We start from the raw sequence: 24,023 nt of genomic DNA on the forward strand, positions 1-24,023 counted from the left end.
TTTGCCACGTACCGGCACCAAAGGAGTCACCAATCGCGGTTGCACCCACCGCTGCCAGGTTGGTGACGAGGCTGGCCTCGAATGCTTGCCCAAAGCTACCGCCATTGATGGCCGTTGACACCCCGGCATTGACCGCGGAGTGTTCGACCGCGCCAAGCGCCGCAGTTCCCCACTGCGACATCCCGCCACCTTCACTGGCCAAGCTCGATACGTCACTCGCGCCGCCGCCGAGCCCGTAATCCATGCCATAGGTCGCCACCGCAATTGCGACCGACGTTGCGACAGATTTCAGATCGATCGAACCATTGTTGATCATCTGGTTGGCGAGACTGCCGACTATCGCACCGCCAATTGGCCCCAGATAGTAGGTGGCAACAATCGTGATCACAGCACCGATCACCTGACCCAGTACACCCATCCCACCTTCTTTTACAAAGTCGGTGTGAAGGCTGTCGGCCTCCGTGAGCTGCGTGAAATTCCCGCCCAGTTGCTGCTGCAGATTCGCCAGCAATTGCGCCGTGCCAGCCTTATCCACCGTCCCATCCGCATCGAGCTGCTGCAGGATGCCGCCAATGTTGGCGATGGTCTGTACATTCAGGTCCATGTTGGCGGCGCTCATGAACCCGCCCGGCTGGACCGTGGTGCCTGTTGTGTCGGTGTAGCCGCCCTTGACGCTGTTCCAGATCTGCCCAACATTGACCACGTTGGCCTGGTTGGTCAGCGAATCGGTATTGACCGTGAGCGTGCCGCTCGCACTGATGCTGCCGGTATTCAGGATGCTGCCATTGCCATCCTGATTAAAGTTCAGCGTCACGTCCCGCCCGCTGATATTGCCCCCCGCTGACATCGCGCTCGTGTTCGCCGGCAGGTACACCTGCGGCATCAAAGCCGTGATGGTCGGGCACACGCCTACGCCGGTCGCCGTGCAATTGGGATCCGGCACGGTCTGCTCGACGTACCACAGCATCGGCTTGTCGAGCTCTCCGACCTGCGCCTGCGTCAACGCCGCGCCTAGTTGCAGGCCGTTGGTCTTTGCATACTCCAAGGCGTTCTGATACAGCATCGCCTTCTCGATCTGTGTTGGCGATAGGTTCTGCTTGCTGTCATAGGTCAGACCGTCGATAAAGCTCGCCTTGCCGGTCTCCTTCAATGAGGCCTGCTGCAACAACAGGTTCTCTTCTTCGGGGTTGTAGTAGAACAGCGTCGAGCCGGGCTGCAGCGTGGCTGGCAGGTTGTCGATCAAGGTTTGCGGGCCGAAGCCGGCTGACAGGGCCGGGTTCAGTTGGCCATCGACATAACTGGCCTTGCCAGCAACCGGCGTTGGCAAACTGCCGCTGCCGACCGAGCGCGGCAGGCCGAGGTTCAAGCCCGGCATCGTCACTGGTGACAGCGAGATCACTTGCGACGGCGCGTTCACCCGCGGCGTATAGGTGTTCGCCGTGGTGATGCCGTTGATCAGCCGTACGCCAGTGAGCGACACTTCGGTGCCGATCACGTTGCCGACGTTCTGGATCTGGCCGCCCGAGCTGATGGTCAGGTTCGGTGCCTGGATGGTGCCGGCGATGTTGCCTACCGGCGTCGGTGGGTCAATGACCCCGCCCGTGGCCGTGTAGGCGCTGCCGTACAGTGCGGCGCACTGCTCCGGCGAGCCGCACGCCCACACGTCGTGGCGTTTGTCGCTGCTGAACATCCCGGTCTCTTGCACCCAGTGCGAGTGCCAGTACGCGTTCAGGGTCTGCGCGCTGTTGACCACCGGACCGGCCACGTTGATGACCGCGTTCGCCCCGGCGGAGATCAGGCTGCCGACGTTGGTCAGCGAGCCCGCGTTGATGCTCAGCTTGTTGCCGGCCGAGATGACCGAGGAACTGCCGGACTGCTGGTCGACGTACCCTTCGCAATAGCTTTCCTTGTAACCGCCAGCGGTCATACAGCCAGCGTACTGTTGCTGAGTGCCGTAATTCTCGTGCACAGCGACCGGCGGTGCCAGCGTATTGACGATGGCGCCCGCGACGTTGAGCTGAATGTTGTTGCCCGCGACGATGTTGCCGGAAGTGTTCGTCAGGCTCTGGGCAGGCGTGGTGGATTCTGCCGTCGAACCCACGCCGCCGATGACGATATTGTGGCCGGCGATAAGATTGCCGTAGGTGTTGCTGGTCTGGCCGGCGGCAATGACCAAGTCATTGCCGGCGTAGATGGATGCGTTCTGCTGGTTGTAGCCGAAAGTGCTCGTGGTCGGATTGTTGCCACGTTGTTGGCCGGCGGTGCCGCAGGCAGAATCGGGAACGCCCGAGGCGCACCCGACCTGCGAGGCATAATTTTGCTGGTTGCCGCCCTGGTTGCTCAGGCTCGCGGCATTGATTGCCACATTGTTGCCGGCGTAGAGAATGCCTTCGTTGACCAGGTTGCCGCCGCTGATGGTGAGATTGCCGCCAGCGGCAATCAGGCCCAGCGGCAGTGAATATGTTGTGGTGCCGCCTGCCGAGGCTGGCGCGCTGCCGGGGGCAAAGGTGTAGGCAGCGGGACCCGTCATGGTGCATGTGTTCCCAAACATGCAATATGGATCCCATTGCGGCAGAACAACGCCGGCGCCAGTGCCGGGAACAGCTACCGTGCCGAGACCGGCGAGCGCGTTCAGGAATGCTCCTAGTCCTGCCTGGTCGACGCTGATGGTCGTCTGGCCTGCGAGCATCGGCGCAACGGAGCCGTTGCTGAGCGATTGGATATTCAGCGAAACGCCATTCAAGCCGGAAATCTGCCCGCCGCGGTTGGATAACTGGCTGGCCTGGATGGAAACCGAGTTCCCCGATATCACTCCGGAAGTCCCCGGCGTTTGCGTTGTCACCGTCTGATAGACATTGGGCAATGCGATAGTCTGGGTCACCGCGCCGGCGTCGGCGGATTGCACTACGTTCCAGGCGGCCCCACCGCCGCCAGGCAGCGCGACTTGCTGAAGCGTTACCGACGTTGCTGTACTCGCGCTGGATCCAAGCGGAGCAAGGAGATCTCCGAGCGTCGTACCGACTGGCCCATTGGCGCTCGAATAGTTGGTCATGACGGTGCTAATGTCGATTGTCCCGTACGTCACCGTCCCAATCGAATTCGACAGCAGCAATCCCGGATCGCGAATCTGCGTCGTAGTCGTTTGCTGCCCCGTTGGCGCAGTCTGGTCGTTGATGACGCGATTGGCCTGGATAGATACGTCGCGCCCGGCAGTGATAACGCCGCCGGTGTTCTGCAGGTCTCCGCCCAGGTTGAAGCGCACATCGCCCGCGGCCTGCGTGGTCGCGAGTTGGTTGTCGTACGATCCGCCGTTGACGGCAATCGTGCCCTGTGCCTCCACGGTGCCGCGATTGGTACCCGAGCCGTTCAGCGTGACATTGTTGTTGGCGTGGATCACCGCGCCACCGGCATTGCTGAGCGTGCCGTTGATGGTGAGGTCACTGGCGCTGATTTGGCCATAGTTGGCGAACACGCCGCCCGTGGCGAACGTCATCGGCGTGGTGCCGTCGATCCTACCGGCATTGGTGAAGCCACTGATGCCGTTGACGTACACGCTCTGACCACTCGGGTTCCACGTGCCGGACACATACACCGAGCCGGCCGTGATGCTCAGCTTGCCACCCTGTTTGATGGTTCCCAGCGAGGGGTCGAGGGCCATGTTCGCCGCCGAAATGCCCAGGTCGCGCTGCGCCAGGATATTGCCGTTGACGTTGTAGAACGCGCCATTGCCGCCGGTCAGCGTGAGGGAGAGGTCTCCCGTGGTAGGCCCGCCTGAGGCATTCGGATTGCCCGCGAACAGCAAGCCGCCCTGGTTGTTCAAGGAACCAGCGGTGACGCTGAGCGCGTTAACACCCATCAGTGAGCCGCTGTTCGTGAGCCCGGCGCCGACGGAGACATTGGTGGTGCTGCCGTTGACCACGCCGGCGTTGGCGAAGCTGCCTGCCTGGATCGTGGTGGTGCCTGTCGAGGCGAGGGACGCGCCGGCGGTATTGGTCAGGCTGCCGGCCGACACATTGAGGTCGCCGCCAGACAATATATTGCTGGCATTGGCAAGATTGCCGCCTGCTGCCAGGGAAGCCTTGCCGACGACCAGCACCCGCTGGCCGGCCATGGACAACTGGTTTCCCGCGTGGACATCCAGGGCGCCGCCGACAATCGCGTCGCCCACAGTCACGTTGGTACCGCCAAGGGTCGTGTTGCCGGTGGAAACGATCTGCGCCCGGCTGGCATCAAGGCTGGCCTGCGCCACCGCCTTGACGTCTTTGGAGCCATTCAGCGAGCCTGCGAGCGTGAGATTGGTGCCAGCAAGGTCGACCTGCCCGGCAACGGTGCTGTTGCCTGTCAAGGTCAGCGTCTGCCCCGCTCGCAGCGTGGCATCACCGTTGGCGGAAACGCCGGCCACAGTCACGTTGCCCTGCGCACCTGTGATGTTGACCGTGCCCATGACCGAGACACCACCTGCGGCCGATGCTGCTTGAGCTGCCTGGATGTTCAGATTGCCGCCAGTCGCCACGGCACCCGTGAAGGCGAGGCTGCCGCCGGTGGAGACAGTGTTGATGTCGCCCACCACGGTGGTCTTGCCAAACGAGGCATCGCCGCCCGCAGTGGCAGTCAGCTTGCCGGCGCCTTCGATGTCGCCGAGGGCGATGCTGCCGCCAGCGCGAATGCCGATGTCCTTGCCGAAGCTCAGGGCCCCGCCGCCTGAAATCGAGGTGCCCGCGTCAATGGCGGCCGTTCCCAGCCCCAACAGGGCGCCGGCCAGTGTCATGCCACCTTGCGCGGACAGCGTCGTGTCGCCGTTGACCAGGCCACCGGCAAGAGCAAGAATCCCTCCGGAAGTAGCCGTCAACTTGCCAATCGTGGTCACGGCACCAGCCACGCTCAGGTTGCCGCTTGTCGCGGTGAGCGTCGCATCTGCATTGGCACTCAGCGGGCCGCCAACCGTGAGATTTCTCCCGGCGGTGGCGGTCACGGCGTCATAGCCAAGCACCGAGCCACCTAGCGAGGCATCTCGTGCAGCCGTCAGCTGCATCGGGCCTCCAGATACGGTCGCGCCGGCAATGGCGAGATCCCCACCACCACTTAGGCCGTTGGCGATGAGGCTGAGTGCGGCGCCCGCCTGCGCTGCGCCGAGAGCCAGACTGTTACCCGCGGTGGCAGTAAGGGTGCCATTTGTGGCAACCGCCCCAACCACGCCGATATTGCCGCCAGCGACTAGGCTCGCCTGATCCCCGAAGGCCACAGCAGCAGCGCTGAGGTTGCCGCCTGCTGCCAGGGAGCCGGTGTGCTGCGCGGCGATGCCTCCGGTGAGCGTCATGTCGCCACCAGCACTGACATTGGCGGCACCTGCGGATACAACTTGGCCGGTTGCCGCCAGCGCGCCGCCAGCCGTAGCGTTGAGATTCCCTTGGGTCGCCACGCTAGTCAGATTGAGTTGGCCATCGCGGGCAACCAGCGCGAGGTCTCCGGCGACATTGAGTTGGCCAGCGGCGGCGACGTTGCGCCCAGCCGTCAGCGTGGCTTTGCCGCCGCCATTCACGGCACCGCCAACAGATACATCCCGCGTGCCTTGCAATGCCAAGTCGCCTGCCGCCGTGGCCGGGCCAGACAAGGAGACGTCACCACCGCCCGCCGTACCGCCTGCGCTCACGGCCAGCGCTCCGCTCACGGCCTGCACCGAGCCCAGCCCCGCATTGTTGCCGGCAGCCACTGAGACGCTGGCACCCTGCAGCGCTCCGCTCAGCGCAGTGTCGCGCCCCGCGTTGATGGTTGCTGCCTGCGCGAAGGCAGCGGTACCCGCACCGTAGACGTCGCGGCCTGCGCTCAGCGTGCCGTCGCGCTGGCCGGCAACGGAGCCGGACAAGGCGATATCCCGCCCCGCCTGAGCGGCGACGGTGTTGGCAGCGGCAAATTGGCCCCCCAGGTTGGCGTCCAGCCCGGCGGAGACCAAGAGAGCCTGGTTGGTCGTCAAGCTTCCCGATACGGTGGCGCTTCCCGTTTGGGCCGCCAAGCCGAGATCGCCAACCGCGTTGACGGATCCGGTCACGGCTACATCCCGCCCGCCGTTCAGCTGGACGGTTGTGCCGCCGGTCAGTGTCCCGCCGACAGTCACGTCGCGGCTGCCTTGGACAGCCACCGCCCCAGGTACGCCGACCGTCCCCGTCAACGCCGCGTCGCCGCCGCTGGCATTGCCGTTGGCGGACAGCGTCAAGGTCGTCGAGGACAGGACATTGTTCAGCGCCGCATTGTTGCCGCCAGTGGCCTCCACGCTGTCGGCCTGCATGGATCCGGTAAGGGAAACGTCTCTGGCCGCAGTAATCGAGAGTTTCTGTGTGGCAGACTGCGTGCCAGGCCCATTCACGTCGCGGCCGGCATTGACCGTGATGTCCTCGTGGCCCACCAGCGTGCCGTTCAGGGCCGCGTCGCGGCCGGCGCCCAGCTTGACCGCCCCCACCGCGCTGGTACTTGCGCCTAGGGACAGGTCCAGCCCGGTAGCCACGTCCAGTTTGCCGCCACTATTGATACCGCCGGTGGCGTTGAGGCTGCCTTGGCGAGCGAGCAGCGAGAGATCGCCCACCGACTCGATAGCACCGTCCACGCTGATATTGCGCTGGGCGTCCACGGCGATGATTGAGCCGCCAGCCAACTTCCCGCCGACCGTAGTATCCCGCGCAGCGGTCAACTGGACATCCCCCGTTGCGGCCGCAGTGCCGTTGACGCGAATGTCACCCGCGCCGTTGTTGCCGAGCGCCTGGACATTGAGCGTCGAAGCGGACTCCACATTGTTGACGGCCGCACTGTTGCCTGCCGTGACCTGCACGGCCTGGCCCTGGATCAGCCCGCCTTGCGCGATGTCCCGACCGGCGGCTAATGCCGCCTGCTGGCCGAATGCGACCGTCCCGGTGCCGCCCAGATCCCGCCCCGCCGACAGATTGCCATTCGCCTGCCCGTGCAGTAGCCCGGTCACGACAAGGTCGCGCCCGCTAGCCAACGTTGCGTCGCCGCCTGCCGTGGTCGTTCCAGCGAGACTGATATCGGTCCCGGCCTGAACCCCAAGCGTGCCCTGGCTGGCGATGGTGCCTGTCGTTGCGACCGACCCAACGTTCGCAGCGAGGCTGGTATTGCCTGCAGACTGGATACTGCCGCTGACATTCAGGTTGCGGTTGGCGGATGCAATGAGATCAGCACCGCCCACGATGGCCCCCGTCAGATTGAGGTCTTGACCGGCGGACAGCATCATCGCAGAGCCAGCCTGGACATCGTGCAGCGTCGCAGCACCGGTCGAGGTCACCTGCACCGAGCCGCCCCGCAGCGAGCCGGTCAAGTTCGTGTCCCCTCCCGATTGCAGCGTCGTGGCGAGGCCGAACGCGGTGTCTCCGCCCCCGCTGATCGCGCCACCCGCGACCAGGCTGCCGTTGCCCTGCCCGGCCAGCGTGCCGCCAAGCGAAATATCGTTCCCTGCCGTGAGCGCAGTGTTCCCCAGCGCTGAGGTCGACTTCGCGCCAAGCCCAATCGACTGGGCGGCGTCGACGGTCAGGTTGCCACCGGCCTGGATGTCCCCAGAACTGGCCAGCGAGCCCGTGCGCGTCTTGAACAGCACGTCGCCGTTGGATTGAAGCTTGCCTAGCACCGCGGCGTCTCTTCCTGCATCGATGGCCAGTGCCGAGGCGGTCTGCAAGCTGCCATTGACAGCCACGTCCCGGGCCGCGGTCAAGGTACCCGCGCCAGCGCCTTGTACGGCCCCGGTAACGGTAATGTCGCCGCCCCCGGCCAAGCCGCTCGCTCGGATATTGAGATCGCCGTTGGCCTGGACATTGTTCAAGGACACCGAACGACTTGCGGCGACATCCAGCCCGTTGGCCTGCAGGCTGCCGCTGACGATGGTGTCTCGCCCAGAACTGGCTGCGACATTGCCGGCAATTGCAGTCGTACCGCCCAGGTTCACATCGTTGCCGGCAGTAAGCTGGCCATTGCCCTTGGCGGATGCAGAGCCGGTGAGCGCGATGTCGTGCCCGGCCCCAAGCGTGGCATCGCCCACGACGTTGGTATTGCCACCGAGTGCGATATCGTTGCCGGCGTTGGCAGTCAGCTTGTCGCCGACGGTTAACTGGCCGGAAGACGCGATGTTCCCGCCCGACGCGGTCAGGTTCAGGGACTTGATCGCCTGGATGCCACCGGCTGCACCTACCCCGACGTTTCGGCCGCTGGTGAGGTCCACACGGTCCCCACCAGCCATCGTCCCACTGACGACGATATCGCGCTGCGCGTTGATGGCGACGGCGCCCACCGTGGCGGCGCTACCATTGAAGAGGACATCGCCACCGCCAGCTGCTCCCTGGGCAGTCACGGAGAAGGCACCGCCCGCCTGGACATCGTTGAAGGCCGCGCTATTCCCCGCCTGCACGGACAAGTCGTTCGACAGCAATTTGCCCGTGAGCGAAACATCTCCCCCGCTCTGCAGGTTGGCGCTCTGCCCAAAGGCGAGTGACCCGGAACCCGTCAAATCCGTGCCGGCCTGGATGCGTCCGTTCTGCTGGGCAATCAGCACGCCCGCGACATCGATGCCCTTGGCGGCTCGCAAGTCTGCGGTCGTACCTGCCAGTAACGAACCGCCAATAGCGAGGTTACCGCCGGCCGCGACAGAAGTAACGCCCCCGCTCGCGAGCGCGCCGGAAATCCGGGTATCTGCACCTGAGGCAAGGGCAACATTGTTCTGAGCCGTCGCTTGACCTGCAACGACCAGGCCCTGCCCTGCCGTGGCCGACAGGTTTGCGCCGCTGTTGAACGCGCCCTGCGCAATGATGTTGCCGCCGGCCGAGAGCGTCATGTCCGAGGAAGACAGGAGCGTCGCCGCGCTCTGGACATTGACATCCCGCCCGGCCTGCGCCGTGACCGAGGCCGCGCTGAGTTGGCTGCCGAGATTGACGTCACGCGCCGCGGAAAGTGTGGCCGCGCCAACAGCGGTCGTCGCGCCGGTCACGGCAATGTCGCCAGTGCCGTCTGTTCCAGACGAAGTAAGGGAAAGCGCACCACCGCTCTGCACGGTCCCCACCTGCAGGCTCTTGCCGGCAGACAGCGTCGTGTCACCATTGGACTGCGCACTGGCGACATTTACGTTGCCGCCGGCGACTGCACTGAGTTGGCCACCTGACTGGAGGGTGCCCGTCGAGGCAACGTCGCCGCCCGCGCTGATCGCGTAGCCGCCGACGCCAAGATGTGAGCCAGCAAGGGCAATATTGCCCGTCGCCTGGACGGTGGCCTGCTGCTGAGCAGCCGTACCCGCCAGCGAGACGTCGCCGTTGGCCGAGATGAGCAGATCGCTGGCATTGGCTGCGAGTTGGGCATCCATGCGCACACCCATGCCCGCCGCCGTGCCGATGACCTGGATCTGCCCAGCCGTGATTGCACCAAAGGCGGTCGCATCGATGGCATAGCCGCCGTTGGCCGCGCCATTCGCCGCCGTGATGGCAGTGGCGTTGTTTGCCACGCCATTGGCGACGGTGGCATAGGTCGTCCCCGTCACCGTGGTCGACGCAGGCATGACCAACTGGCGGCCGGCAATGAGATTGATGCGGTTGCCGGCGTAGAGCGGCGCATTGATGCCGATCGTCTCGCCAATCAGGTCGATGGCCCCCACCGTCCCTTCGATACCCGCACCCGGGCCATTCACGCCGGCATTGCCTTCAATCTGAATATGGCCACCCGTGACGTTGTAGCCAAGCGCTTTCGCATTGGCAAAATCCGTTGGAATTCCACCGGGACCGGACAGGAACTGCGGGCGACCGGTCGAGAGCGTCACACCGATGGTGTTGGTGAATCCCAACCCCTGCGTGGTGATGCCGTTGGGATTGGCGATGATGACGGTTGCTGGTGCGCCAAACACTTCCAGTGGACCTTTGAGGGAGCTGGCAAAGCCCAGCCCGGTCGACGTCACCTCATTGACAATGGTGCTTGCAACTCGATTCCCCAAATTGGGGTTGGCGTCCAACTGCCCCCCTGTCAGGGAGGTACCGCCCATCAGGCTGTTGTTAAGAATCAGGCCAACGGGGTCGATGTTGAAGCTCTGATACTGGTTCAACGACATGCCGGCCGCGTTGGGCGTCGTGATGTTGACAACCGGTACGCCGCCGCCCGCACCCGTGGTCTGGGTGATGCCGGGGCGGAAAGAAATCGGCGCATTGGGGTCGACAATCGGTGCGGCCTGCGCTGCCCGAAGGGCAAAGCGCAGGCGCAGGCTCACCATCGCCTGGAGTTCCTCCCAAGCTGCGTCGCTCAGCGAGCGCTTGCCGGCGTTCAGCACACCGGCCGCGCTACGACTCTGTTCGAATGAAGCCGAAAGCGGACCGAGCCACAGGACCGCGGCAACCAGGCCAGCTACCGCGCGTTGCCAAACGGAGAAGCGCCGGCCGGTACCATCTGCTGCCGCCCTCGGCAGTTGCCCGGCGCGTGCGACAGCACGCGTCATCCCGGCTTGATCCAGTTGGCGAAACACGACCCGCGTACGCTTGTTCATCGTTGTTCTCTGCGCTTCTTCTTGTCTGGCGAATAACTGACCCGCGCCGCCCAGCCTCCCTGGCCAAGGCGGTGTGTTTGGCCTGGCATTTGCCGGGCCGTGAATGCCCTTATTGCTGGATGCGGGCGCTCTTCATCAGATCGACCACGATCTGTTCCGTGGCCTTCTGCAAAGAGATCTGCTCCAGTTGCTTGCGCAGCGGATCCTTGGTCTGGTCGTATGGAGGAATCTGGGTAGGCCGCTTCGCATCCACACGCAGCACCCAGTAGCCGTCGCCCACCTGTACGGGCGCCGCGGAGACGGCGCCTTCAGGCAGTTGGGTCAGGGCCTCCGCCAGCGGCTGCGGCCAGTTCTGGGTATTGCCTGCCTGCAGCGGCAGCTTGAACGAGACCCAGTTGAGCGCGCCGCCCTGGGCGTCGGAGGGCCCCAGGCTGTACTGCTTGGCCAGTTGGACGAAATCACCACCCTTTTTCAGTTGCTCGATGACCTTCTGTGCGGTGTCGGCGTCCTTCACGACGATCGCACTAGGTTTGAGTTCGAACTCGCCCAAGGTCGCAATGATGGCGTCGTACTTTGCCCGAACGGCTGCCTCGCTGACGGGCGCCGGCTTGACGGCATCGCGCAGATAGTCCTGCGTCATGGCGAGGCTCTTGGCCTGCTCCATCGCGGCCCGTACATTGGGCCGCGTGTCGTATTTGCCCTTTTCCGCAGCCTGCCGGAACAACTCCCTGGCGATCAGTTGGTTCTTTACCGACTCACGCAGGGCAGGCGTGACAGGCGCATTGAGTGTGCGAACAGCCTGGTCAAGCTGCTCTTGTGTAATCGGAGCGCCATTGACCCGAGCGACAACGCCTGCAGGCAATGGGCCAGCGTCCACCACTTGTGCAGTTGCCTTCGATTCCGACAGCGGCTTTGTCGCCGCAATAGCAGCTTGTGCACCGAGAGCCAGCAGTCCGCAAAGCAGGAGTGTGTTGCCGCGCCACGGGAAACGAGCTGCAGTGAGGGATTTCATGACGGATTCCTTTCGTTAGATCGACCAATTGAGCGTGGCCAGCAACACGACACGCTGGCCTTTTTGCCCAGCGAGCTCGGTTGGATCAGCGCGCGACCCAGCAAGAGCTCGCCGGAGATAAGCTGGTTGCGATACTTGAACTGGGCGCGCGCGCCGACGCCCGTACCGGCCAGCGTTGGCCAGCCACCCTGTGCGACCAGGTGTGCCTTGCCGCCGTCGAGGAACACATAGGGCTCGATGCGCGCGCTTTCCCAAGCCGGCGCGTTTTGCCATGCCAGTTCATTCCGGACATAGGCGCCGCTGTCGCCCGCGATGCCGCCCTCGGTGAAGCCGCGGACCGAGCTCATGCCGCCAAGGAAGATCTGTTGGGTGCCGAAGAGCGCCACGTGACTGAGTTGACCGCGGAAGGTGCCGCGGTAGGCCCAGGAGCTCTGCAGGACCGAGCCGGCCGTCATCTGAATCGCGGCCGTCAGGTCCAGTTTTCTGAATTGGTTATGCGCCTCGTTGCGGCTAATCTCCGGCGCATCATGGACGGCATCCAACCAGGGAACCCCTTGTGAGACACCAAAGTCATAGGTCGCCGTGGCTGGCTGCCCAGCTGACGTAAAACGCACGAAACCATTGGCCGCAGCGCGCACTACGGAGATGCTCTGCGGCGATAGCGTAAGACCGTTTACGCTTCGCTCGGAACGCGTCTTGGTGAACGTCAGATCCACGCTCATCCTGCCGGATCGTGATCGGCTCAAGACAGAGTTCCAGCCAAGGATTTGGCTGAACGTGCGGCCCTCAAGCAGCGCAACGTCGCCGATGGTCTGCTGGTACTCCGAGACGGAGGTGGTGTAGCTAAAGGTCTGATACCCCACTGGCACAGCACTCGAGAAGACAAGCGCATTGCTATCGCGCGTACCCACGAAGCTGAGCCCCATCGACTCCTGCAGGCCGATGACGTTGTCGGCTTCCGCACCAAGCCGGTAGCGCTGCTTCCCGGTTTGGGAACTGCCATAGTTGTCGAAGCCGACGTCATAGAAGACCCGGTCGCCAGCTCGATTGGCAATCGCAACGATCGATTCGCCAGGAGACTGGCCGGGCAGGATCTGAATCTCGGCTTGGTTGCGGCGCAAACGGTTGATCTGGTCGGCCCCCTGCTCCAGATCCGGCAGGCGCAGCACGTCGCCAACGCCTGCGCCGAATGCCCAAGCCGTTCCCGCATCGGTCAGCAAGCCCCCTCCTGCCGTCTGGAATGGGCGCGCATCGTCTGGAATGGGGCGCAGTGGCGTCCCGTTCAGTGTGAAGCTGCCAAGGCGGCCCGCAATCACATTGACCTTCAGCACGCCGGATGCCAGGTTCTGCGGTCCGAGGTAGGCACGCGTCGTGATAAAGCCGCGCGCGATCAACGCCTCGGTAACCCGACGCAACAACAGATTCACCCGGTTCTTGCCCAGGCGCCGGCCAATGAAGGGGGCCACGACGTGGTCAAGCTCCTGCTGTGAAAGCATAGCCTCGCCGGTGAACGCAACCTCCCGAATGACGAACATCGGCTCCACGTCTGGCAGCGACTCGATATCGCCGTCCGGCGGAAGGTCCGGGACCGAAGGCAACGTAGGCGCCGCGATCTGTGCCGGCGTTTGGTTCGCCTCCTGCTGCTGTTCGCGGCGCTTGCGGTCCTCGAGAAGGCGCTGCGCTGGATCTTGCTCAGCCCGTACTGCCGGGAGGCTCACTGGCGGCAGCGCAGTCGGCACCTGCGGCGGCAGACCCTGCGCAAACACACCCGATACGCTCATGGCGGCGGCCGAACACACGGCAACGTTGACTCGTCTCATGTTAGAGACCGATCCACGACGTTAGACCCAAGTGGTTCTGCAGCGTGACCGGCGAGCGATAGGGCACACGGATTGTCACGATCCCGGCGCTAGCGCTCACGCCATCGGGCGCGACAAAGGCACCGCCATCGATCTCGCCTTCCCCTGTAATCTGAACCCGCCCGGAGCCGGCGCGGAACAGCCCTCCACTATCGGCGCGGTAGATCGTTGCCCAGTTGTTGCCAAACCATGCCTTCATGTCGCCGGCGCGCGTGAAGGCGGTGTAGCCCATCACGCCATGCGCCGTGACGCGCGGGGCCGAGAGCGTCATCGCCCCCACGGCGAGCACGGTCCCGCCGACATTGCGAATTTGCGTGCCAGCGGTGAGACTGATGTCCTTTCCGGCTTCGATCACACCGCCATAGGCCTGAACATTGCTGGCCGCGTGCGAGCGGCAGAGGAACAGGCAAGACCGGCCATAGGAGACCTGTCCCGTGAATACGCCTTCCGTGATTAGCGAGTCCACCGCGGAAATGCGGATGGATCCGTTGTTCGAAAGGATCGAGCCACCGGTATTGAACACATTGCGGGCCTTGATGTTTACGTCGCCAGCATCTGCTGTCACATAGGACAGGCGAGCTGGGTCCACGAGCGAGCCGTAGTCCACCGCCATGCCATTCTCGCGCCGGGAGAACACCAACCAACGGGGACTCGCTTGCGAGTAGTAGGTTGGCTTGCTGCCATCCAGTCCCTCAACGTGATCGATAACATTGGAGAAGTCCCCACCTGCGGCGATCGTCACTTGCTGGTTGGAAAGAATGCGCGCGTTGCGATTGGTGACGCTGCCGCCAGCGGCAATGGAGACATCACCGTTTTGACCAAACAGGATGCTCAACTGGCTGCCCAAAGTGGTCTGATTCAGGACGCTGCCTCCCGTGATCAGCGTCACGGCGCCTGCGGATTCCGCGTTGCCTGCAATGCTCGTCTTGCCTTGCACGAGGTTGTTCACGTTGGCGAAGTCACCCGCGCTCTTGATCAGGACACCACTATTCGCCGACGCGAGCGTGCTCGTATTTGGCCCCCTGTTCTGAAGCGTGACGGTCGCCGCGTCCAGCACTACCGCGTCGTTCGCGACCAACCGGCTTTCGGAAACTACGAGGTCCCCGCTCGCCGAAATCGTCAAACCACCGCTACTGGCTTTGGCGTCAACGTTGGTCAGCGCAACTGAGTCCTTGACGCTGGCGCTGATGGCGTTGGCGGCGGCGATCCTGGCGTTCGTCAATTGGACGCTGCCATTTGAGGTCAGGACAAAGTCGCCGTACGACGCATTGAGCTCGCCCGCACTGCGAACTCCCGGCCCCTTGTCGGTGACGATCAGTGCAATGCGGCCACTAGTCATACTGCCAGCCGACGTGATATCGATGGCATAGGTATTCGCGTTCTGGAGTTGGGCCGGGGGCGTCAGCTGCAGCCAGTCATGGCCATTGTCCGTCGGGGACAGGCCCGTATCGATGACAGCCTGGCTGGTGCCGGCGGTAAGTCGCGTGACAGCAGTCGGGGAAGAAAACGTGTTGGTAACCGGCCCTTGAATGCTGATGTTCTTCGCCAGCATATCCAGCCCAATCAGCGCTCCGGTTAACGATCATGCCGCCGGATGTGGCGAGGTTGACGTTACGCTGGAAGATGCCCGGCGCGATCTGGACGTCTGTAAAGCTGACCTGGCCGGTGGAGAGTGCTAGATGTCCGGTATTGACGAACGAGCCACCATTGACCGTGATGCCGTTGGCGTTAGCCAGCACGATGTTCGCTCTGGGTCCCGCAACCGCCAGTTCGCCCGCGATGAGACTGGGACTTGTGCTTGTGACCTGGTTGACGATGGTGCGCGCGTTAATGCCAACATTATTGAGGGTCGCCCCCGCCGTGCCGACATTGAACTGCGTGTAGGTGTTTTGTGAAACACCGGACACTGCAGGCGCGATGTTGACCGTTTGCCGCCCGTTTGCGGCCGTGACGATACTGGTAACGGTGCCGCCATCCGCGACGATACCCCCTCCGAAGCAGGGGGCGATCACCCCTGCCAACCCTAAACAGGCAACAAAATAGAGCGCATGCGGCATTGGCTTGCCGCTGCGCCAGTTATTCTTCCAATTGACCATGCCGTTCGCACTGCCCGAAACCAGGCGTGCGCGCCTCGCGTTATTGTTGGTTGTTCGCGATGGAACAGACACTCGCCTTGCGGCGACCTCTGCTTATCACTTACGGCACGGGGGATACGTTTCTTAATACATTTAGCCCCCCACTGAAGTTGGGGGTCGATAGCGTCCGTCAATCATTGAATACAAGTAAGCCCGCATGCGGGCAGAACGCAGACAAGTACTCCCGCCTTCAACAGCCTCAACGTTACTGAACGCAGCCGGAAAGACATTTCGCACTGGCTCCGCTTTGCTATTTATCATTTGCGCGAGAGTGCTATTCGGAAATCTCTGCCCGCCGCGCAATCGGCCGTCTGCTCTCCAGCATGCAGGAAACGGCTCGACGCTGTGCTTCAGCGCGCGTACCAGCCTGTGCCCGTCCGGTCTATCCGAAGCCAAGGCGTTCGCTTGTGATCGAACCCACAATTCTCACAAGCCGCCTCGGATTCATGAACACCATCTGATGCGATTACCGAACGTAGTGTGTATGTCGGGTTGCACCGAATCTTTGCCTACCACCAAGACTGGCCAGATAATCGCGAGAGTGCTAAGTCCGGAGCCTCGATTTACGGCAATTTGCCCGCTTCTCCCTTTTATCGTTCAGTAGGAAACAATAGCGTGGAATCACTTTCAGCATTCGTACAGAGTCCCCTCTTTTCGCGGCTTTCAATTGTTATCACCGGCCTTGCTCTGCTGGTTCTCTTCTGGTGGCGAGCCGGCTCTATCCATAGCATCCTTGAACGGCTTTGGCTCCTGATTGCCGGCAAGGCAGAAGTGCACGATCCTGAATTGAAATCAATTTTCCAGAAGAACCGAGATCTCGAGAAATTCAGATTCTTCTATCGCTTGAAGGTGGAGCCGTTGGCCGACGTGCGCAAGCTTGCGGCGTGGATGGAGGTGCACGGAGTTGGCATGTCACGCCTTCAAAGGATGCGTCGTTGGGTCGACATCAGATGTAAGCGTCCGGCCATTGCCGTCCTTGACGGCGGTAGGCGAAACCAGATTGTGATGCAGGAGGGAGTTATGGAGTTGGCGCGTCGAGGGTCGCCAACTCTGCAGCGACGGCCCAGGGCAGCAGTTCTTCGATCCGGTTGATCGGATGATCGGCGATGCGGCCCAGCACGTGGCGCAGGTACGCCTCCGGGTTGAGGCCATTGAGCTTGGCGCTGCCGATGAGGCTGTACATCGCGGCGGCCCGTTCGCCGCCGCTATCGGCGCCGGCAAACAGGAAGTTTTTTCGACCAAGAGCGACGGCGCGAAGCGCGCGCTCGGCGCTGTTATTGTCGATCTCCAGTCGCCCATCGCCGGCATAGCGCGTGAACGCCTCCCAGCGCTTGAGCGTGTAGAGGATGGCTGCAGTGGTATCCGATTTGCGCGAGAGCTCCCAACGCCTGTTCGGTGACGGCATTGGCCCGCACCGCATGTAGTTCGTGGAACTTGCGTCTGGCGTGAGCCCAGCAAGCGGCCTCTTGCACGCGCCCTGTTTCATAGGCCGCATTGAAGCCAGCATACGCATCAGCCTGCAACGTACCGACGAAGGATCGCAGATGGTGTTGCGGGTGTTCGCCCTTACGATCGGGCGAGTAGGCGAACCACACCGCAGGTGGAGCGGTATCCGCCGATGGCCGATCGTCACGCACATAGGTCCACAGCCGTGCCGTCTTCGTCTTGCCATTGCCCGGCGCCAGCACCGGGATCGGGGTATCGTCCCCATGTACTTTGACACCATTCATCACGTAGTCACGCAATGCCTGCACCAGGGGGGTCAACAAAGCCGCGCAGCCGCCGACCCAGTCGCCTAGCGTGGACTCCGGCAATGCAATGCCTTCGCGCTCCCAACGGACACGCTGGCGATAGAGCGGTTGATGATCGCAGAACTTCGACACCAACACATTGGCAAGCAAGCCCGGGCCGGGGATACCGCGATCGATGGGCCGGCTCGGCGCGGGGGCCTGGACGATGCGATCGCAACCCGTGCATGCGAGCTTCACGCGACGGTGCCGAATGACACGCAGCCGTGCAGGCACGAGCTCCAATTGTTCTGAGACGTCTTCGCCGAGTATCTGGAAGGCGCTACCGCACTCGCAGCACATGGTCTCGGCTGGCGTGTGCACGACGTCTTCGCGCTCCAGGTGTGCTGGTAGCGGGTTGCGTCCCGCGCTGGCATTGGCAGGGCGAGCGCGTTGCGAGCTGGCTGCGGCGGCGCCCTCATCGGTTTGCAATTCCTCGAGCTTGAGTTCGAGCTGCTCGATCTGTCGATCGAGCTTCTCAGACTTGTGGCCATACTGCTGGCGCCTCAGCTTGGCAATCAGGAGCTTGAGGTGTTCGATCTCTATCGCGTGATCTCGCAACGCGTTGTCACGTGCAATGATCATCGCCTTCAGGGTGGCGATGTCATCGGGGAGCGTGGCGGGATCGGTCTTCATGCCCCGCAGTGTAGGAAGCGGCGCCGCAGTTTACAAGGCGAGCGTCGGGCGCCAGGTGCGTTCTGGCTTGCGCCAGTCAATGCCCTCGAGCAGCATCGAGAGCTGCGCAGGTGTCAGGTGAACCTTGCCGCTGTCAGCCTGCGGCCAGACGAAGCGACCTCGCTCCAGGCGCTTGGCCAACAGGCACAGACCGTCACCGCTCCACCAAAGCACCTTGATCAGGTCTCCGCGCCGGCCACGGAAGACAAAGACGTGACCGCTGTACGGATCCCTCGGACAAAGTTGTGTGTGCCTTGGCAGCCAGACCATTAAAACCGCAGCGCATGTCGGTGATCCCCGCAGCCAACCACACGCGCGTTCCGGCAGGCAAACCGATCATGCTGTCAAAGACGCCATCAGCGCGGTCAATACGGCAATATCGACGGGGCCGGTCAGGCGGATCGTGCCTCGCTCAAGCCGGATCTCCACGGCACCTTCGTGCCGCAATGCAGAGACGACAGGCACGGTGGCGATGTCCTCGACGGTCACGGGCAGCATCGCTGCCGAAGACCCTTGTTCGTCACCGAGTGCCATACGGCGCCACTTGAAGACCTGATTCGTGTTGAGCCCGTTGGCCAGCGCAATAGCCGAGACAGACGCATTGGGCTGCATGCACTGCGCGACGACATCGCGCTTGAAAGCATCGGAGAACCGGCGTCGCTGGATGCGCCCCTCCGAAATGGGGCCGGGCAGTGGCTTCATAGGTGTCCGCCTAAATTAAGCGGACGCCTATGCAGCCCGCGAAGACACCAGAGCTTGCCTACACCGCCTCAATTGCGGAAGACGGTACTCGTCGGGCCGTTACCATCAGATCGACGGAAGTGGTGCTTAGTCCACCAAAACACTACCTTCCGGGAAAATTCGTTACGGCTGGTATCGCGCTGCTCATGACGTTTGGTATCGCCCAACTTGCCGTATCACCCGTCGCTTACCTTCAAATGCGTGCGTCCAAGACTTGGTTCAAGACAGATGCAACAACCGTGAAGTCGCCCTTTGACGCCTGGTCCTTCGACGCCACAGACTGCTCGACGGACACAACTAAAGTGACACGCATTACAGGATTTCTCGTTAGCGAGACTGACGCAATCTGCAAGGCCTTGAGAGAAGACGGCCTTAAGCCCTTGGTGAAACAGACAATCGAGTTCCAAGGCTGGACCGGCGTCGTTGGCCTTCTGATCACACTGATGATCGTCTTCTTTAGCATATTGGCCGCCTTTGCCGCGCAAGAAGCTGTGCTTCTCCGAAAGCGCCTCTACGGGGAAGGCACGAGCGTCACCACTTCGAGGACGGAAGTAGTTGAGGAATCATCCTGTGTAGCCAAAGATTCTCGATAAGCGGTAGAGACGATACCGCCGTATTATCTCCAGTGCCGCATACGCGCTGATCTGAGGTCCATAAGAGTCGGACGTTAGCCGGGGCAAGGTGTAGTGCAGTTAGTAAGTCGCTGTTGGTCGTCTTACGGATACTACGTGCGCCCGCTTCTGGTCCACATCCCCCGGCCCGGCATCGGGATTAGCAGCCGCCCGTAGGCGAGAGCAGCTTTCACTGGTGCAAGGACGGCTTCGCCGTCCGCGCTCTCCTTCCCCGGCCTAAGGCCGAGGGTTGCCGCGCGCGCGCTCTCTCTGGTCAGGCGGCTTCATCCAAGCCGAACTGGCGCTTGAGAGCCGCTAGGTGGTTGTCACGCTTTGATGGGTCGTCCAGCTTGATGTCAAGCACGATGCGGCCGCTGTCCCACTCCTTCAGGGTGCCCACCTCCGCTCCGCCTTGCCGGATCTTGTGCTGGCGCGACATGGCCTTGGCGGGCTTGGCGCCCTGCTCCACCGCCTTGCGGATCGCCTCGACCTTGTTGAAGGGAAGTTCCTCCGCCACGACACGCTCCGCCAGAGCGGCAGCCTTGTCCTCGCCGACCTTCTTCGCGTAGAGGGTCAACTCGTAGGCGATCGAGATTCCGAAGGCGCTCGGGTTCTGCGCGATCACGTCCTGCACGGGCTTGGGCAGTGCCACCACGGCCAGCATCTTGTTGACCTTGGGCCGGCTCTCGCCAACGATCGCAGCCAGTTCCTCGTCGGTCTTGGCCAGGCCCTCGTCCAGCAGTTTCTGATAGCCGAAGGCGACATCAAGCACAGATTCTTCTTCACGCTCGGCGTTTAACGTACGCGCCAAACGGTAGAAATCTACCTTGGTGAGATTCTCAAGAATGCAGACATCCATGTCCGCCTGGTTTAGATGGCGGATCGCCCTCTTCCGGTAGTGCCCGTCGATAAGAATATAGCGACCCGGGTGGGTGGGGTTGGGGGTCACCAGCGCGGGTGTGAGCTGAGTCTCCGCTGCAATCGAGGTTGCGCGCGCGCGGACCTTTTCCTCGCTGTAGAAGGTCCGGCTATTCAGTGGGTTATCGTCAAGTACCGCGATGGGCAGTTTGGTGTAGTGGCGCGACGCCTTCCCCGCGGCCACAATCTGTTCTACGTAGAACACTTCCGGGGCGGCCACTGCTGGGGCAACCGGCGGGCTGGGCTTGACGGCCGGCGCCAGTAAGTTCGGGCGCCCTTCCAGGGCCTCAGTTACGTTATTGAAGCGGCTGTCGAGTTCCGCGCGCTTGGCGATTTCTTGCTTGGCGCCGCCCGAAAGAGCAGAACCGAATGATTTCTTTGTGGCCATTATTCTGCCTCCCCGTCCAGCACCGTCAGCACTTCATCCACTAGCAGGTCCACCTCCTTGCGTGCGGGATCGTTCCTGCCGGTAATTTGCATCACCACCTGGCCAACCGTTTCAGCCTCACAGAAGACATTGCGATCGGAAATGCGTGTCTTCATTAGCGCCACATCTTCGTCTGCCTCTAGTTGCGCAATCACGTCCCGCATAAGGACGGTGCGGTTCACCATATTTGCCACAAAGCGCAACTTCAAAGTGGGGTTTTTGACCTGTGCTTCCATACCCAATTGCTTAGCCGCCATTGACGCCCACAATTGCCCGCCCGAGCCGCCAACAGGAATAATTCCGAGATCGGAAATCAGAAGCGCAATGGAGGGCAGCTTTGCCTCAACGGAGGGCGGGCAGTCGATTACCACGTAATCGTAGATGTCCAGTTGCTTACGAATCTCGATATGTGGAGTTTTGCTGTCGGACAAGTTGGTAACGGTGGCAGGAAAGGGACTTTCCTCCGAGGCCTGCGATGCTGAACGTGTACCAGTGCTCTGTTGATCCAGATCCACGTACAGAGAACGATGTCCGCGCAGGGCGAGGGTGCCCGCTATTTCGGACGAGAGGCGCGTCTTGCCGACGCCGCCCTTCTGATTGAAGACGGTGATGATTCTTGCTGCCATATCGGCCCTCCTGGTTGCAGGCTACTGTTCTACGTAGAACAGTCCAGGCGCACTATGCGCTACGGGACGAATGATATACAGCAACGATCACAATTCCAATGTGAAGTGGAAGAATTTGTGGATTAGCAACGGTTCGGCCGGTCGCCCCCGGAGTGTTCTACGTAGAACACTCCGGGGCTCGGGAGGTCTATGGGCATGCCATCGATCCCGTGAGCTGCCGCCAGTTGCGCCTCCGCCGTCGCCGCCAGGGCCCGGCGTTGCTTGGCGGATCGGGGCGGCCTCCGCCCTTGCGGCGAGGATTGGCGAGCTGGTATCGAGCCTCCACGGGGTCCGGGTAACGCGCGCGGATGATGCCGTGTTGAGCGTCGACGAAGCATCCGTGATGGGTGAACTCGCTAGCCACACAGCGTCGCCCCGTGCGCGAGCGCTGGAACTCCTCGAAGCGGTCCCCGCCACTCCGATCCGCGCCTCGGCCGCGACTCGCAGTCTCCTCCGGAGCTGGCCGGTGCCGGGATGAACTACCCTCCCAAGGATCGCGGAGGTATGCCACGGAGCTTGCCGCCTGCCGGCCGAGGCCTTTGGCAACCGCTGAAGCCGCGAGCTGCTTGGCGTGGCTTGCCCGCTGACCAACGGTACGAGCTGGACTGTGCCCCCGAGGTTATATACTGAAAAACTGCGCCAACGGTGGCTCCGACTACCCGTGTCGGTCAAGGCACGCCGTGCCGATTAGCGGCTGCCAGGGAAGGGCGGGTATCGCTCACCTGGGCGTGTATCGCCGGATCAACTTCGCTTTGAGCGGCCAGCGGCAAATCGCGAGGATCCACCTGCAGACCAGGGGTCACTGGCACGAGGGCTTAGAGCGTCGTTTCCATGTTGCCCGGATCGCCATTGGTATTGATATATGCTGCGGTGCAGCATTGCGCGACGGGTAATCCCATCAGTTCGGCGGAGCGTTGAGCGTGCGATCTGTCGTGATACAAGGACGGCGACAACTCTTGGCAATGTGGAAGGTACTCGGCAGGAGGAAGCTGGTTTGCCTCGACGCCGAAGGACGGGTTGTCACAGCCGAGCAATCTGGATGGAGGTGCAAGCTGTGTTAGAAAAGCGGCGCACGGCGGCGGAGAGGGCAGTACGCACGAAGCCAGCTACCGCCACCGGCAGTCCTTTTGTTGTGCTGATGCCGTATTCTCCTCGCTACACAGAACCGCAACCAGGCCGAGGAGTACCACTTCCTGGAGCCGCACATGTCTGCGGCAAACTTCCCGATCAAATCGCTCAGGTCGCCCGGAACAAGTGATCTGATATATAATCAAAAACGATAGCAAAATGTCTCATGAGGCCTAACTATAAGAAGCAGTTCAGTCAATTCATCAAAAAGGCGCATAAGCCACTTCAATTAGCTATCGAGGACGAAGTCGAGTTGGTTTGTGACTCCCCGGAAGTAGGGGAGCTTAAGGTAGGGGATTTGGCCGGGATCCGGGTGCACAAGTTCAAGTTCAACAGGCAGGAATACCTGATGGCTTACCGGGCGCCAACTCCAGAGCAGCAGGAGGCTGATGGGGTTGATATTCGCTGCTGATCGACTTTTATCAAGTGGGATCGCATGAGAACTTCTATGCGGACCTTAAAAAGTATTTGAAAGCGGAGAGGAAGTGATGAATACGATGACCGCTGAAGACCTCCTGGGGCGACTCAAGAAGCTGCCGTCGCAGGAGCGGGCCCGGTTCTTCGCCTTGGTTGGCCAACAGGCATTCCGCGACGAGAACCTAAGCCACGAGGACGTGTTCGGCCATTTGACCGGAGACGAATTCACTGCCAAGGAAGCGGCGGAGTACCTTGAGGTCTCGATGCCCACTTTCCGTCGGATCGTCGCGAGTGGGAAGCTGGTCGCCAGCAGCGAAGTGGGGCGCAGCCAGCTTTATGCGGTACCGGCGCTGAAAACATTCAAGCGACAACGACAAGCCGTCAAAGGGTGACAGGACAAAGGGCACCGCGGCCAAGGTCATCGCTTATTCTGTTGATGACCGGTTCTGACGAGTGTTGATTCAAAGGCCCTTCGAAACTCGAAGGGCCTTTCTCTTAGTGTTGGGGAAGCTACGATAGTTGGGCGGGAGCTAGTCCAGGACGTGCTATATCCTTCCTCTTTCTACCTTTACCAACGCACATGCCAGTGTCGCCTTCATCCTCTGTCGAAGCTGCGCTCCTCCAGTATGTCGAGTTATGGGTGTGCCGCCTGGCGCAAGGGGACTGGGACGCCGCGATGGCGCTCATTGAGACATTCAATCACTACGGGGTGCGATGGACAGCGTCGGACGTCCGTCGGGCTCTCGCTGACTACGGCAAGGGCGTTGAGCCAGTGGTCACTGACCCTCGGAAGCTGATCCAAGAGCCGCGCGCTTCGGTAATCGCGTTTGATGACGGAACGGGTTACGCGGTCGACTACGATTTGCCACTCGACGGCGCGTGGAGCGACCTCACTGCCCAGTTTGAGTTTCTGCTGTCCGGCGACAAATACCTAGCCACACTCCACGACTTGCATGTGCTCTAGTGTTGCTGTCACCGCATTGCGGTCCAGAGAAACAGAATCGGCGTGAATCCTTCCACGTAACGGTCCCGCAGCCGGCGCCTGAACTGGCCTGAATTCTCAATGTTAGTGGGCACACGGAGGTGGCGCACTGCCAATGCGGGCTGGCCGGCGATGGCCTTGGACGATACGAGA

At 62.1% G+C, this 24,023-nt stretch carries 13 protein-coding genes and 2 pseudogenes; 5 read left to right on the plus strand and 10 right to left on the minus strand.

Going from position 1 to position 24,023, the window contains the following annotated elements:
• The 5 genes and pseudogenes from OR16_RS24225 to OR16_RS46255 form a co-directional block, all read right to left on the minus strand.
• Positions 1-10,513 (minus strand): filamentous hemagglutinin N-terminal domain-containing protein (locus OR16_RS24225; RefSeq protein ID WP_006160721.1); only part of this gene is annotated, 10,513 nt, incomplete at its 3' end.
• Positions 10,514-10,622: 109 nt separating this feature from the next.
• Positions 10,623-11,525 carry a peptidylprolyl isomerase gene (locus OR16_RS24230; protein WP_043420872.1) on the minus strand — a complete coding sequence of 301 codons (903 nt, stop codon included), beginning with the start codon at positions 11,523-11,525 and terminating at the stop codon, positions 10,623-10,625.
• Between the two features lie 15 nt (positions 11,526-11,540).
• A pseudogene (locus OR16_RS24235) lies at positions 11,541-13,306 on the minus strand (ShlB/FhaC/HecB family hemolysin secretion/activation protein).
• Between the two features lie 40 nt (positions 13,307-13,346).
• Positions 13,347-14,915: a filamentous hemagglutinin gene (locus OR16_RS48380; RefSeq protein WP_423739682.1), complete on the minus strand. Its 1,569-nt coding sequence runs from the start codon at positions 14,913-14,915 to the stop codon at positions 13,347-13,349.
• Positions 14,800-15,480: a filamentous hemagglutinin N-terminal domain-containing protein gene (locus OR16_RS46255; protein ID WP_237717195.1), complete on the minus strand. Its 681-nt coding sequence runs from the start codon at positions 15,478-15,480 to the stop codon at positions 14,800-14,802. The genes OR16_RS48380 and OR16_RS46255 overlap by 116 nt, the downstream gene beginning before the upstream one ends.
• Positions 15,481-16,134: 654 nt before the next feature.
• Between OR16_RS46255 and OR16_RS48385 the strand changes: the two genes are divergently transcribed.
• On the plus strand, positions 16,135-16,611 hold the full coding sequence (locus OR16_RS48385) for a DUF6216 family protein (RefSeq protein WP_423739680.1): 477 nt from the start codon (positions 16,135-16,137) through the stop codon (positions 16,609-16,611).
• Here the strand turns inward: OR16_RS48385 and tnpC are convergent.
• The 3 genes and pseudogenes from tnpC to tnpA all read right to left on the minus strand — a co-directional run bounded on the left by tnpC (position 16,538) and on the right by tnpA (position 18,683).
• A pseudogene (gene tnpC / locus OR16_RS24245) lies at positions 16,538-17,942 on the minus strand (IS66 family transposase). The gene OR16_RS48385 and the pseudogene tnpC sit on opposite strands and share 74 nt — an antisense overlap.
• A 30-nt stretch (positions 17,943-17,972) precedes the next feature.
• The gene (gene tnpB, locus OR16_RS24250) at positions 17,973-18,251 is read right to left on the minus strand and encodes an IS66 family insertion sequence element accessory protein TnpB (RefSeq protein WP_423739681.1); all 279 of its coding nucleotides are present in this window, start codon (positions 18,249-18,251) and stop codon (positions 17,973-17,975) included.
• A gap of 66 nt (positions 18,252-18,317) precedes the next feature.
• On the minus strand, positions 18,318-18,683 hold the full coding sequence (tnpA, locus tag OR16_RS24255) for an IS66-like element accessory protein TnpA (RefSeq protein ID WP_006160734.1): 366 nt from the start codon (positions 18,681-18,683) through the stop codon (positions 18,318-18,320).
• 29 nt (positions 18,684-18,712) lie between these two features.
• Here tnpA and OR16_RS24260 point away from each other — a divergent pair, with 29 nt between their 5' ends.
• The gene (locus OR16_RS24260) at positions 18,713-19,315 is read left to right on the plus strand and encodes a DUF6216 family protein (RefSeq protein WP_006160735.1); all 603 of its coding nucleotides are present in this window, start codon (positions 18,713-18,715) and stop codon (positions 19,313-19,315) included.
• Positions 19,316-19,607: 292 nt separating this feature from the next.
• Here OR16_RS24260 and OR16_RS24265 read toward each other — a convergent pair whose 3' ends face one another.
• Both OR16_RS24265 and OR16_RS24270 read right to left on the minus strand, forming a co-directional pair.
• Positions 19,608-20,639, minus strand: coding sequence for a ParB/RepB/Spo0J family partition protein (locus tag OR16_RS24265; protein WP_006160737.1), 1,032 nt, complete (start codon positions 20,637-20,639; stop codon positions 19,608-19,610).
• Entirely contained in the window at positions 20,639-21,304 is a 666-nt protein-coding gene (locus OR16_RS24270; RefSeq protein ID WP_006160738.1) for a ParA family protein, read from the minus strand. The genes OR16_RS24265 and OR16_RS24270 overlap by 1 nt, the downstream gene beginning before the upstream one ends.
• A gap of 1,333 nt (positions 21,305-22,637) precedes the next feature.
• Here OR16_RS24270 and OR16_RS24275 point away from each other — a divergent pair.
• The 3 genes from OR16_RS24275 (at position 22,638) to OR16_RS24285 (ending at position 23,852) form a co-directional block, all read left to right on the plus strand.
• A complete protein-coding gene (locus OR16_RS24275) occupies positions 22,638-22,883 on the plus strand; it encodes a type II toxin-antitoxin system RelE/ParE family toxin (protein ID WP_006160739.1) in 246 nt (81 codons plus the stop codon).
• Between the two features lie 76 nt (positions 22,884-22,959).
• Positions 22,960-23,280, plus strand: coding sequence for a helix-turn-helix domain-containing protein (locus OR16_RS24280; RefSeq protein WP_006160741.1), 321 nt, complete (start codon positions 22,960-22,962; stop codon positions 23,278-23,280).
• Positions 23,281-23,468: 188 nt separating this feature from the next.
• On the plus strand, positions 23,469-23,852 hold the full coding sequence (locus tag OR16_RS24285; protein WP_043420877.1) for a DUF7668 domain-containing protein: 384 nt from the start codon (positions 23,469-23,471) through the stop codon (positions 23,850-23,852).
• Positions 23,853-24,023: the final 171 nt, after the last annotated feature.

The sequence above is a fragment of the Cupriavidus basilensis OR16 genome, assembly GCF_000243095.1.
GTDB classification, from domain to species: domain Bacteria; phylum Pseudomonadota; class Gammaproteobacteria; order Burkholderiales; family Burkholderiaceae; genus Cupriavidus; species Cupriavidus basilensis_D.